The following is a 12,454-nucleotide window of genomic DNA, read 5'->3' as shown; positions in this document are numbered from 1 at the left end:
TGTTTAGTCTAAAATTCAACCTTGATCACCTAAGCAAATTAAGTCCCATGCAAAAAACTCGCCGCCATTTAGAACTACTCGCTCCTGCAAAAAATGCTGACTTCGGCATTGAGGCCATTAATCATGGCGCAGACGCGGTATATATCGGCGGCCCAGCCTTTGGTGCGCGCGCAAAAGCACCTAACACCATTGCAGACATTACACGCTTGGTGAAACACGCACACCGCTACCACGCAGAGGTGTATGTGGCACTCAACACTATTTTCCATGATAACGAGTTAGAAAGCGCACGTGAGTTGGTGCACCAACTTTACGATGCTGAAGTAGACGCGCTTATCGTGCAGGACATGGGGTTGTTGGAAATGGATTTACCGCCGATACAGTTGCATGCCAGCACACAGACTGATATCCGCACCGTAGAGAAAGCGGTATTTTTAGACCAGGTTGGCTTTTCACAAATTGTATTAGCGCGCGAACTGGATTTAAAAAGGATCAAGCAGATTGCTGACGCAACTTCATGCAACTTGGAATTTTTTATTCATGGTGCGTTATGCGTAGCGTTTAGCGGCCAATGCTTTATCAGCCATGCGCACACTGGCCGCAGCGCCAACCGCGGCGAGTGCTCACAAGAGTGCCGCCTGCCCTTTACGCTAGAGGACCAAAAAGGCCGTATTATCGGTAAGGATAAGCACTTTTTATCCATGAAAGATAACGACCAAAGCGCTAACTTACGTGCTTTAATTGAAGCCGGTGTTAGTTCATTCAAAATTGAAGGGCGTTACAAAGACTTACCTTATGTAAAAAATGCCACCGCGCATTACCGTGAGTTGATTGATGAAATCCTGACCTACAGGCCCGAGCTGGCAAAATCATCGTCAGGCCACGCCACCTACACATTCACACCACAGCCGGAAAAAACCTTTAACCGCAGTGCTACCGATTACTTTGTAAACGGGCGTCAAGCCGACATCGGCGCGTTTGATACGCCTAAGTTTTCTGGTGAGGCGCTGGGTAAAGTCACCAAAGTGGGCAAAGATTACTTTGAAGTAGAAACCAATATCGAGCTACATAACGGCGACGGCGTATGCTTCTTTGACGTACATAAAGAGCTGGTGGGCCTGCGTGTTAACACGGTAGAGGGCAAAAGACTCTATCCTAACGAAATGCCAACTGGCATAACGCGCAATATGACCATTTATCGTAATCGCGACCACGCCTTTATGCGCCTGCTGGAAAAAGATTCCGCACAGCGCAAAATTGCAGTGACTATGAACTTTTACGAAACTGCCAATGGCTTTGCCTTAACCGTTACCGATGAAAATGGCTTTAGCGCCACCGCCACCTGTGAGGCAGAAAAGCAAAGCGCGCAAAACCTGGAAAAAGCAGAAACTAGCCTACGTGAGAACCTAAGTAAACTGGGTGGTAGCGACTTCAGCACGCAAGGCATTGAAATCAGCACTACGCAAACCTGGTTTATCCCGGCCTCAATTATTAACAACTTACGCCGTGACGCTATCGAGCAATTGCAGCAAACCCGTGACTTAGGTTACCAGCGCCCGCCACGCCGTGAGGCAGCGCAACCGCCAGCGATTTTCCCTGAAGATACATTGAGCTACCTCGCCAATGTGTACAACAAAAAAGCACGTCAGTTTTACGAGAAACATGGCGTGAAAATGATTGCAGCGGCGTATGAAGCTAACAAAGAGCTGGATGAAGTACCGCTGATGATTACCAAGCACTGCCTGCGCTTTAGCCACGGCCTATGCCCTAAAGAGGCTAAAGGCGTGATTGGTGTACAAGGCACAGTCACCGCAGAACCGATGACACTGATTAACGGCAATGACCGCTACACGCTGAAATTTGATTGCAAGCCATGCGAGATGCATGTGATGGGTAAAATCCGCAAAAATATTTTGCAAATACCAGAGCCGCAACCAGTGAGTTTTTTCCCTAGGGGCATACAGACTAAGTGAGCAAGAGGGATGCAGTGCACCCGCTAAGTGCATGTGCATGTCCCTGTAATATATGCGCAACGTGCATTATTCACACACAAAGGCGCACAGGACGGAGAATCTGAGACTGCATGTGCCATACAGTGAGGTTGCGAGTACCGCACAACAAAGTAATTCAGCCGCGTAGCTATTTACTCTGTATTGCCTAAAGCTCCGCTAATAAAACTGCTCATTCTGCGCGCGCTTATGGGCGCGCTTGTTCTCATACATACGCAAGTCAGCTATGTGCATCACCACGCCGCAGTTATCCATCTCTTCATAGATAAATGCCGTACCTGCACTCACACCCACCAATTCAAAACCATTGGCACGCAGATGTGCCACGGTTTCATCCAGTAGAGTTTGAATCAACGCCTCGTCTGCATTATGTGCAGTAATTGCAAACTCATCACCACCTAAACGATGCAGCGTCGCCACACCTTCTAATTTGGCCTGTAGAAAACGGCTAAAATCACACAGCAATTTATCGCCGTAGGCGTGCCCAAAATTATCGTTATAGTATTTGAGGCGATCTAAATCCAGTATGGTAATACTGCCGCTCTTAGGTAGCTCCTGAATAGTGGCTTCCAGTGCCATACGATTAGGTAAACCAGTTAATTTATCTGTTTTAACTCTGGCCTCACTGATGCCAAGCGCTGTTAGCACCTGTTCTTTTTCTTTAAATAACTCGCTAAATTGGTAGCTAAGTACAAACGACAGCAACAGCGCCTCTACCGTTACCGCCACCAAACCCAAATGCTCCACATATAGCGTATAGCCGGTGAAGTTCTGGGCAGTAATCGTTAAGCCACCTAAAACAAAAAAGGTCAGAATCGCAATCAAGTAATAACGCGCGGTCATGTTCTTTTTACTGCTCAGGTAGATGCCACATGCCAAGCCAAGGCACAGAAAAACACCAACGCCATAACGTGCCATCTCCATCATCCAGTGAGGAGAGTAAATACCCCACACTGCAAATAGCACCAATATCGCTACTGCATATTGAATCCAGCGATATAGCTTAGGGTTGTATTGCTGGCGAATGTTCAGCAAGCCTTTAACAAAGAAAACATATGCGATATTTGAAAACAGAATGGGCAGCGCACTCAGGTAAAAGTAATGGATACCAAACGTGTCTGAGAACACCAGCAGCGATGTTCCCTGTAAAAAGAGGTTGCCCAAGATAAACAGCGCATACATGCCATGCACCATTTGTCCTCTAATTAGACCCAGCACAACGTAATACGCCATTAACCCAGCGAGCACGCCCAAACAAAGTAGCGAGATAAAGTTACCAAACTTAATGGCCTGCTGGTAGTGTGCTTTTGAGTCTAAATATGGCTGAGGCTGAGCAATCAGGTAGGGAGTTTTAAGCGAGGTCACCAAGGTGTAGTTCCCTGCTTCCAAATACAAAAGCCGTGCATGCCTTAAAGTAAAGGGGTTACTTTCCGTGCTGCTAATCCCACCCTCTAACTCAGCAACCACTACATTGCGGCTATCCAGTACCTTATGTCTAAACATCGCAAACGTACTGGTGTTTTTGAAATCAATCACGTAGTCGCCGGTGGTAGCGATATGCAAAGTGCCGTTAAATACAAAATCACCGCCAGTTAATGGCAGCGATTTAATCGGCATCGCAGGCTGGTGCACAGCATACCAATGCCCTTCAATCAAACTAGGAGTCAGTTCAGGGCTTGCATTAGCTGGCTCAATCACAAAAAGAAAAAGACTGAGCAACAAGCCCGCATAAGAAGCTAGGCAAGCAAAACACGTACGTAATTGTTGTGGGCTAAACCATGACATCATTAACTGTCAAACTAGGTGTGATTAATGTATGTCTCACAATATACAGATTAATGCCTTTTTGTTGAAGTGCTAGTTGGGGTGAAAGTTAAACTACGCATACTTGCCACGTCAGGCCCAGATCTAAGCAAGCTTAAATTAGGAGACCACAGTACGGCTAAAAACAGCAAGCTTTATACCAAGCTTTTATTACGCTTTTTTTACAAACTCAGACTTTAGCTTCATTGCACCAATACCATCGATTTTGCAATCAATGTCATGGTCGCCATCCACGAGGCGGATATTTTTGACCTTGGTGCCGACTTTTACTACCAATGAAGAACCTTTTACCTTCAGGTCTTTAATCACTGTAATCGTGTCACCATCTTGTAGCACATTACCGTTTGCATCTCTAATAATGCGCACTTCATCCGCACTCTCTGCACCACCGGCGATTAACCACTCATGCGCGCACTCTGGGCAAACGTATCTATCGCCATCTTCATACGTATATTCAGATTGGCATTGCGGACATGATGGGAGCTGAGACATGCAGAACTTTCTAAACAATTAAATAATACTAGCTAAACAATACCGTGATTGTAATGCAGGCTGCACCTTATTAGAAAGACATTATTTTAAATGTGGTTATCTCAGACATGATTTATTTGGCGCACAAGCTGCGAATCACCAGCACCACTTGTGCAAAGACTGCTGCTAACACTACTACGGCGCAGGATTCATCATGGTTAAATGCAAATGCTCAATTTCTTGCAGCACTTCTGGGGATAGCTTGGTATCCCACGCATCAATATTTTCTTTTAATTGCTGCATGGTAGTTGCGCCAATAATCGTACTGCTCACAAACCAGCGGTGATATACAAAGCTCAACGCTAATTGCGTAGGGGTAAGCCCATGCGCTCTCGCCAGCTTGGCATATGCAGCACTCGCAGGAAATACACCAGGCTTTTTATAGCGCTGGGCATAGCCTAAAAACATGGTGACGCGACCTTTTGCCTCTGGGTTATCAATGTATTTTGCAGTGAGGTGCCCGAACGCCAGCGGTGAATACGCAAGCAAACCCACTTGCTCGCGATATAGCACTTCAGCCATGCCAAACTCCATGCCACGGTTAATCAGGTTATAGCAGTTTTGTACGCTGGCAATGTGTGGCAGGTTATATGCCTTAGCGATACGCACAAATTCCATCACGCCCCACGGCTGCTCATTGGATAAGCCGACATAGCGCACTTTGCCTTCTTGCACCAACTCAGCCAGCGTTTCCAGCTGGTTTTGTATCGACACCCACACTTTTTCTTCACCTTGCTGGTAAACGCCAGACTCAAACTCACCCGCAGGGTCAAACTGATATTGTCCAAACATCGGCACGTTACGCTCTGGCCAATGCAGTTGGTATAAATCGATATAATCAGTCTGCATACGCTGTAACGATCCCTCAATCGCGGCCCGAATATTGGCACGATCTAACGATGGTGGGCCGCCACGGATCCAATCCAAGCCACGACGTGGACCAGAAACTTTACCAGCCAGTATGATTTGGTCACGCGGCTGTTTTTTTAACCAAGTCCCCACCATAGATTCCGTACGTGTATAAGTATCAGCCTTGGGCGGTACCGGGTACATTTCAGCCGTATCTATAAAATTAATGCCGCGCGCCATCGCATAATCTAACTGCTCATGTGCTTCGGCCTCAGTATTCTGGTCGCCATAGGTCATGGTACCTAAGCAGACTTTAGAAACGTTTAAATCGGTGTGGGCAAGCTTGGTGTATTGCATACTTTGATCCTGATGTTGATTACTGTCGTCGTAAATTTAGACAATATTTTAAGTTTAAACATGCGGTAAGCTTAGGCATACCAAATGCCTTTTACTACATGCAATGTCTTTGCTAGTCACTAGTACTGTCATCCGGACTAGGCCTTGCTGATGCTAGCATCTCGCAGGCAAGGGCGCCCACATCACGCACAGCCTGTTCGATTGCAAGTGTCCAAAGATGGCTAAAATTAAGGCGTATATAGTGGGTAAGTTCTTTTTTGCGTGAAAAAATGGTACCAGGCGCTACGGTGATGCCGTTGTCGATCGCTGCACGATAAAGCTGTAGTGCATCTAGCGCCGGAGGGAGCTTTACCCATAACACGTAGCCACCCTTAGGGACAGAAAGCTCTGTGCCGACCGGGAAACTTTGCTCTATCACATTGCGGATCAACACATAATTCGAGCGTAAGGTATGCCGCAGCTGCTTAAGGTGCTGTTCAAAGCTGTCTCGCTGCATAAATTTGGCAATCGCAATCTGCGGCGCTGAGGTCAGCGATAGACTGTTAAGAAACATCAGTCGCTCTACCTCTTGGCGATAGCGTCCTGCACTGGTCCAGCCCACGCGGTAGCCAGGTGCCAGCGACTTAGAGAACGACGAGCAGTGCAGCACCATGCCCGAGCGGTCATAGGCCTTGGCGGGCAAAGGCGGCTCATTGCTAAAGTACAGCTCACTATAGACATCATCCTCAATCAGCGGAATATCCTGCTCAGCAAGAAATTCCACCAACGCCTGCTTTTTTGCCTCAGGCATGACAAAGCCTAGCGGATTCTGAAAATTGGTAGTCAGAATCACCGCCGCAATACGCGTATCCGCTGTCGCCGCACGCAACGCATCCAGATCAATACCAGATTCAGGATCGGTACGAATCTCAGCGACTTTCATCCCCAGCCGCTCCACGGTATGTGCCAGCGCATAATAGCCGGGAGACTCCAGCGCAATGGTATCTCCCGCCTTGGCCACGGCCTGCAGGCAGAGGGTGATAGCCTCGGTGGCGCCATGCGTGATGACAATATCGTCCGGTGATACATCTATGTCACTAGCTAGATAGCGACGTGCAATCTGCTGACGCAGCATTTCGTTGCCGGGTGGTAAGTCGCTCAACACGCCCCACTCTCCCTCGTCATCGGTCAGGGCTTTTTCATACTGATGGATTTTCTTGAGTGGGAACAGCTGTGGATCTGGGAATGGTGAACCTAGCGGCACAGTGCCAAATTCGCGGATGGATTTAAGCGTAGTGAGTACCAGCTTACTCGCATCGACTTCGGAAAGATTAAGGTCCTTGGCAAGCGGAGATGCATGGCGCTGCTGCAGGCGCTTACGCGGTGTGACATAGTAGCCTGACTGAGGGTGACTACTGATAACCCCCTCCTGCTCCAACAGCAGATAAGCACGTAATACGGTGCTGATGCTGAGCCCATATTTCTGGCTGGCCTGCCGCACCGAAAAAATCTTGTCCGCCGGCTTTAAAACGCCTTCATCGATCATTGCGCGTATGCGAGCGGCAAACGAGACATAAAGCTTCATGGGTGGCCAAGTGGGAGGGTTCTTGTTATCGACAAGTATACTACAGCCTACCCCTGCACAGCTTACGTCACCACCTTAGGTTCGCTTGATAGCTCGTTCTAGGTTCGTGGTTGGGTAGTCTTAAGCCGCCTGCAATGCGAAAGAAAGCTCCTCACCGCTAGCCGTCAGTGCAGCAACCAGCCGCTCCTTTTGCGTGGAAACTTCCACCAGCACTTGCTCGCTTAATGCAGTCATCAACCGTTGCAGCGTACTCATGCGGATATCCAGACGCTTGCAAATAACAGCGAGCGACACATGCGCACGGCCTGCTTCATGCTCTGCATGCAGCAGCTCCAGTATGCCTAGCATCAGCACGGCGCTATGGTCTAATTGAACCGGATTTAATTGAACTGGCTCTAGCTGAACAGAATCCAGCGTTACAGCGTCAAGCGAACCATAAACAAAGCCCGCGCTCACCTGCACTTCATGATGATCACACTCAAGCAGCATTAGCCACCTCAGGTGCCGTAGTTTTCTCGATAATCACCGGGATGGACTTCGAGGTTGGTGTGCGTGAGTGATCGGCCACACTCTCCAGCGGCACCAGATTATTGGTTTCCGGATAGTAACCACTCAAGCAACCCTGAGGAATGTCGTAGGATACGACTAAGAACTTGTCCGAGCGGCGCGTAATGCCATCCTGCCAGACGCTAACCAGGTTAATCCAGTCACCTGCCACTAACCCCATGCGTGTGATATCTGCCGGGTTCATGAAGATAACGCGGCGTTGACCAAACACACCGCGATAACGGTCATCCATGCCATAGATCGTAGTGTTGTACTGATCGTGTGAGCGCGTAGTCATCAGCACGAACAGTTGGTCGCCATATTGCTCGCGCGCCTGGTGGATAGGCGAACGAGACGGGATATCTTGCACACTGAACTCGGCTTTTCCTGATGGTGTGTTCCAAATACGCTCGCTAGAAGGCACCGGCATACGGAAACCGCCAGGCTGCCTGATGCGTTGGTTGTAGTCTTTAAATGCCTCCGGCATGGTCTGCTCTATCGCGTCACGGATTTTACTGTAATCCTTAATGTATTCCAGCCACGGTGTTTTACTGTGCTTGAGTGTGGCATGTGCAAAGCGCGCCACGATGGCGGGCTCAGAAAGTAACTGCGGTGACGCTGGCTTATTCATACCGTAGGAGACGTGCACCATACTCATGGAGTCCTCCACCGTTACGCCTTGCGCGCCAGTTTCCTGCGTGTCGATTTCTGTACGACCAAGGCATGGCAGAATCAGGGCTTCTTTCCCATGCACCAGATGACTACGGTTAAGCTTGGTTGTGACATGAGCAGTCAGATCACAATTACGCATGCCCTGCCAGGTACGGTCTGTATCTGGTGTAGAAATTGAGAAGTTGCCGCCCAAACCAAAGAAGAATTTAGCTTTACCATCAATCATGGCCTGAATAGCGGCCACCGCATCGTAACCTGGCACTTTGGGTACATTGAGATCAAATACACGATCAAGGCTTTCAAGAAACGCCAATGGCATCTTTTCATAAATGCCTACAGTACGGTTACCTTGCACATTGCTATGCCCACGCACTGGGCATAAGCCTGCACCTTCTTTGCCGATATTGCCACGTAGCAGCATCAGATTGACCAAAGTTTTGATGGTAGCCACGCCGTGCTTGTGCTGAGTAATCCCCATACCCCAAGTTGAGATCACGCGATCACCCGTTGCATAAATACGGGCAAGCTCTTCAATCTGCGCTAATGGCACACCGGACTCTTCCAGAATCAGATCCCAGCTTTCCTGGCGCGCGTCTTCGGCAATCGCTTCAAAGTTATTGGTGTGCTGCTGAATAAACGCAAAGTCCACAACACGCTCTGTGCCATGTTTGATCGCTTCGTCATCCCACTTAATCACGAACTTGATCATACCCTTGATCAAAGCCAAGTCTCCGCCCAGCTTAGGCTGGATAAACAAACCGCTAATCTTGCTGCCCTTAAAAGACAACATATCGAATGGACTTTGCGGGTCGGCAAAACGCTCCAGACCACGCTCTTTCAATGGGTTAATCGCAACGATGCGTGCGCCACGTTTGGCGGCCTCACGTAACTCACCCAACATGCGTGGGTGATTGGTCGCAGGGTTTTGGCCAAAAATCAGCAAAGTGTCCGCATGCTCAAAGTCATGCAGAGTCACCGAGCCTTTACCTATGCCCACGGTAGGCGGCAAGGCCATGCTGGTAGATTCGTGGCAGAGATTGGAACAATCTGGGAAGTTATTGGTGCCGAATTCACGTACAAACAGCTGATAAAGAAAAGCCGCTTCATTGCTGGCGCGACCAGACGTGTAGAAAATCGCCTCATTCGGGTCAGCTAACACATTTAAATGCGCCGCCATCAGCTCAAATGCACCATCCCATGAAACCACCTCATACTTGTCCGTTGCTGGGTTATAGCGCATAGGATGAGTTAAGCGACCTTCATTTTCCAGATCAAAATCGCTCCACTCCATTAACTCAGTAACAGTGTGTTTAGCAAAAAACTCAGGCGGCACACGCTTGGCAGTGGCTTCAGCGGCAACCGCTTTCACGCCGTTTTCACAGAACTCAAAAGTAGAAGTGTGCTCTTTATCAGGCCAGGCGCAGCCTGGGCAATCAAAACCATCTGGCTGGTTCTGGGCAAGCAGGGTCATAACACCCTTCACTGGAATTTTCTGTAACGCAAGCTGCGCTGCAACTTGTTTTAATGCCCCCCAACCGGCGGCAGGATGATGGTATGGCTTAATAACGGCTTTTGGCTGTGACATAAATCTTTACTTAAAATTTTAAAATACGGGCTGCTTTTGGTAAAAGCTTGCCGCGCATGAATACGGAATAACGATTACGGCCATCGTAAGGTAGATCACAGATGCAAACCAGACACAGAAGCGGAGAGTTTTTAGAGTACAGTTGAGAAAGCCTGTACTCACAGGAGAGCACAACTATACGTGTGCAAGCCAAATTTAGATGGCAGCGACAATTGCGAATATTTTAATGATAGCTCTTGAAATCACTTAATTGGTCCCCAAATTAGCAATCGAGATACGGGAGTGCTAAAATGCGGCATTACCTATACAATTTTGTATTTAACCAATTTATTTGCATAACTCATCAGGAGAAATTGAATGAAAATTCGTCCATTACACGACCGCGTGATTGTTAAACGTTCAGAAGAAGAGCGCACAACCGCGTCTGGCATTGTAATCCCAGATAGCGCAACAGAAAAACCAGATCAAGGCGTTATTCAAGCTGTTGGTTCAGGCAAGCGCGACGAAAGCGGCAAAGTAATTGCCCTTGACGTTAAAGTAGGCGACAAAGTGCTTTTCGGCAAATACGCAGGCCAAACTGTTAAAGTTGACGGTGAAGAGCTACTAGTTATGCGCGAAGAAGACATCATGGCTATCGTCGAATAAATCTGAGTGCTTGTAACAGTTTATAGCGTTGTTGCTCAAGATTTTTTTGCTTGCCGTACTAATCGTACTGTATGCACAAAAAAAATCTTTCACGCCTATCGCTAAATCTGTTTCATCACCTCAGACTCAGAATTAATAAATAGATTATTTAAGGAGCTATATAACATGGCAGCAAAAGACGTAAGATTCGGCGATGACGTTCGCCAAAAAATGGTTGCAGGTGTAAACGTACTTGCAAACGCAGTGCGCGTAACTTTAGGCCCTAAAGGCCGTAACGTAGTGTTAGAGCGTTCTTTCGGCGCACCTACTATCACTAAAGATGGTGTTTCAGTAGCTAAAGAAATCGAATTAAAAGACAAATTCGAAAACATGGGCGCACAAATGGTGAAAGAAGTTGCTTCTAAAACCAACGACATCGCTGGTGACGGTACAACAACAGCAACAGTATTAGCGCAAGCTATCATCCGTGAAGGTATGAAATCTGTTGCTGCGGGTATGAACCCAATGGACCTAAAACGCGGTATCGACAAAGCAGTTGAAGCAGCAGTTGCTGATTTAAAAGCACAATCAAAACCATGTACAACCAGCAAAGAAATCGCTCAAGTTGGCTCTATCTCAGCTAACTCAGACACATCAGTTGGCCAAATCATTGCTGACGCAATGGACAAAGTAGGCAAAGAAGGCGTAATCACTGTTGAAGACGGTTCAGGCCTTTCAAACGAGTTAGACGTAGTTGAAGGTATGCAATTTGACCGTGGCTACCTATCACCATACTTCATCAACAACCAAGAGCGTCAAATCGCTTTGATGGACAATCCATTCGTGTTATTGCATGACAAAAAAATCTCAAACATCCGTGACTTGTTACCAACTTTAGAGCAAGTAGCTAAAGCTGGCCGTCCATTGTTAATCATCGCAGAAGATGTTGATGGCGAAGCATTGGCAACATTGGTTGTGAACAACATCCGTGGCATCTTGAAAACTGTTGCTGTTAAAGCACCTGGTTTCGGTGACCGTCGTAAAGCAATGCTAGAAGATATCGCTATCTTAACTGGCGGTACAGTGATTGCTGAAGAAGTTGGCCTAAAACTTGAAAACGTAACGCTTGAAGACTTAGGTCAAGCTAAACGCATTGAAGTAGGTAAAGAAAACACCATCATCATTGACGGCGCAGGCGTTGAAGCAAACATCAAAGCACGCATCACACAAATCAAAACACAAATCGAAGAAGCAACAAGCGACTACGACCGTGAAAAACTACAAGAACGCGTAGCTAAATTAGCTGGCGGCGTTGCAGTGATCAAGGTTGGCGCTACAACTGAAATCGAAATGAAAGAGAAAAAAGCACGCGTTGAAGATGCACTACACGCAACACGCGCAGCAGTTGAAGAAGGTATCGTAGCTGGTGGTGGCGTAGCGTTGATTCGTGCACGTGACGCTATCTCTAAAGTTAAAGGTGACAACCTTGACCAAGAAGCTGGTATCAAAATCGTATTGCGCGCTGTTGAAGAGCCATTACGCCAAATCACACAAAACGCTGGTGTTGAGCCATCAGTAGTGGTGAACAACGTTGCAGCAGGTAAAGGTAACTACGGTTACAACGCTGCTAACGAAACCTACGGCGACATGGTTGAAATGGGCGTGCTAGACCCAACTAAAGTAACCCGTTCAGCATTGCAAAACGCTGCTTCAGTAGCTGGCTTAATGCTAACAACTGACTGCATGGTTGCTGAACTACCTAAAGATGACGCTCCAGCGATGGGTGGGGATATGGGTGGTATGGGCGGCATGGGCGGCATGATGTAATTTTGCATTTAAGCAGTTCATTGATACTGCGTTGCGCAAGCCTTGCCATACTCATTGTATTGTCTG

Annotated in this window: 9 protein-coding genes; 3 read left to right on the top strand and 6 right to left on the bottom strand. The window is 47.7% G+C overall.

Going from position 1 to position 12,454, the window contains the following annotated elements:
- Positions 1–47: 47 nt before the first annotated feature.
- Positions 48–1,973: a U32 family peptidase gene (locus tag VGD82_RS12715; protein WP_331020711.1), complete on the top strand. Its 1,926-nt coding sequence runs from the start codon at positions 48–50 to the stop codon at positions 1,971–1,973.
- 195 nt (positions 1,974–2,168) lie between these two features.
- Here the strand turns inward: VGD82_RS12715 and VGD82_RS12710 are convergent, their stop codons facing one another.
- From VGD82_RS12710 to VGD82_RS12685, 6 genes are all read right to left on the bottom strand, one after another.
- Positions 2,169–3,797: a diguanylate cyclase gene (locus tag VGD82_RS12710; protein WP_331020710.1), complete on the bottom strand. Its 1,629-nt coding sequence runs from the start codon at positions 3,795–3,797 to the stop codon at positions 2,169–2,171.
- Between the two features lie 186 nt (positions 3,798–3,983).
- Positions 3,984–4,325 carry a zinc ribbon domain-containing protein YjdM gene (locus tag VGD82_RS12705; RefSeq protein WP_331020709.1) on the bottom strand — a complete coding sequence of 114 codons (342 nt, stop codon included), beginning with the start codon at positions 4,323–4,325 and terminating at the stop codon, positions 3,984–3,986.
- A 174-nt stretch (positions 4,326–4,499) separates the two neighbouring features.
- The gene (locus tag VGD82_RS12700; RefSeq protein ID WP_331020708.1) at positions 4,500–5,570 is read right to left on the bottom strand and encodes an aldo/keto reductase; all 1,071 of its coding nucleotides are present in this window, start codon (positions 5,568–5,570) and stop codon (positions 4,500–4,502) included.
- Positions 5,571–5,682: 112 nt separating this feature from the next.
- Entirely contained in the window at positions 5,683–7,134 is a 1,452-nt protein-coding gene (locus VGD82_RS12695; RefSeq protein ID WP_331020707.1) for a PLP-dependent aminotransferase family protein, read from the bottom strand.
- Between the two features lie 120 nt (positions 7,135–7,254).
- A complete protein-coding gene (locus tag VGD82_RS12690) occupies positions 7,255–7,623 on the bottom strand; it encodes a hypothetical protein (protein ID WP_331020706.1) in 369 nt (122 codons plus the stop codon).
- Positions 7,613–9,937 carry an FdhF/YdeP family oxidoreductase gene (locus tag VGD82_RS12685; RefSeq protein ID WP_331020705.1) on the bottom strand — a complete coding sequence of 775 codons (2,325 nt, stop codon included), beginning with the start codon at positions 9,935–9,937 and terminating at the stop codon, positions 7,613–7,615. The genes VGD82_RS12690 and VGD82_RS12685 overlap by 11 nt, the downstream gene beginning before the upstream one ends.
- 357 nt (positions 9,938–10,294) lie before the next feature.
- Here VGD82_RS12685 and VGD82_RS12680 point away from each other — a divergent pair, with 357 nt between their 5' ends.
- Positions 10,295–10,582 (top strand): co-chaperone GroES, encoded by a 288-nt coding sequence (locus VGD82_RS12680; protein ID WP_015831377.1) that lies wholly within the window; start codon positions 10,295–10,297, stop codon positions 10,580–10,582.
- Positions 10,583–10,747: 165 nt separating this feature from the next.
- Positions 10,748–12,388, top strand: coding sequence for a chaperonin GroEL (gene groL, locus VGD82_RS12675; protein WP_331020704.1), 1,641 nt, complete (start codon positions 10,748–10,750; stop codon positions 12,386–12,388).
- The last annotated feature ends 66 nt before the right edge of the window (positions 12,389–12,454 follow it).

The sequence above is a fragment of the Methylotenera sp. genome (genome assembly GCF_036401095.1).
GTDB lineage: Bacteria > Pseudomonadota > Gammaproteobacteria > Burkholderiales > Methylophilaceae > Methylotenera.
This window is presented reverse-complemented; position numbering and strand designations above follow the sequence as displayed.

Coding starts and splice junctions, on each gene's coding strand:
- VGD82_RS12680 (WP_015831377.1), top strand. CDS start 10,295: ATGAAAATTCGTCCATTACACGACCGCGTGATTGTTAAACGTTCAGAA.
- VGD82_RS12715 (WP_331020711.1), top strand. CDS start 48: ATGCAAAAAACTCGCCGCCATTTAGAACTACTCGCTCCTGCAAAAAAT.
- groL (WP_331020704.1), top strand. CDS start 10,748: ATGGCAGCAAAAGACGTAAGATTCGGCGATGACGTTCGCCAAAAAATG.
- VGD82_RS12700 (WP_331020708.1), bottom strand. CDS start 5,570: ATGCAATACACCAAGCTTGCCCACACCGATTTAAACGTTTCTAAAGTC.
- VGD82_RS12705 (WP_331020709.1), bottom strand. CDS start 4,325: ATGTCTCAGCTCCCATCATGTCCGCAATGCCAATCTGAATATACGTAT.
- VGD82_RS12690 (WP_331020706.1), bottom strand. CDS start 7,623: ATGCTGCTTGAGTGTGATCATCATGAAGTGCAGGTGAGCGCGGGCTTT.
- VGD82_RS12685 (WP_331020705.1), bottom strand. CDS start 9,937: ATGTCACAGCCAAAAGCCGTTATTAAGCCATACCATCATCCTGCCGCC.
- VGD82_RS12695 (WP_331020707.1), bottom strand. CDS start 7,134: ATGAAGCTTTATGTCTCGTTTGCCGCTCGCATACGCGCAATGATCGAT.
- VGD82_RS12710 (WP_331020710.1), bottom strand. CDS start 3,797: ATGATGTCATGGTTTAGCCCACAACAATTACGTACGTGTTTTGCTTGC.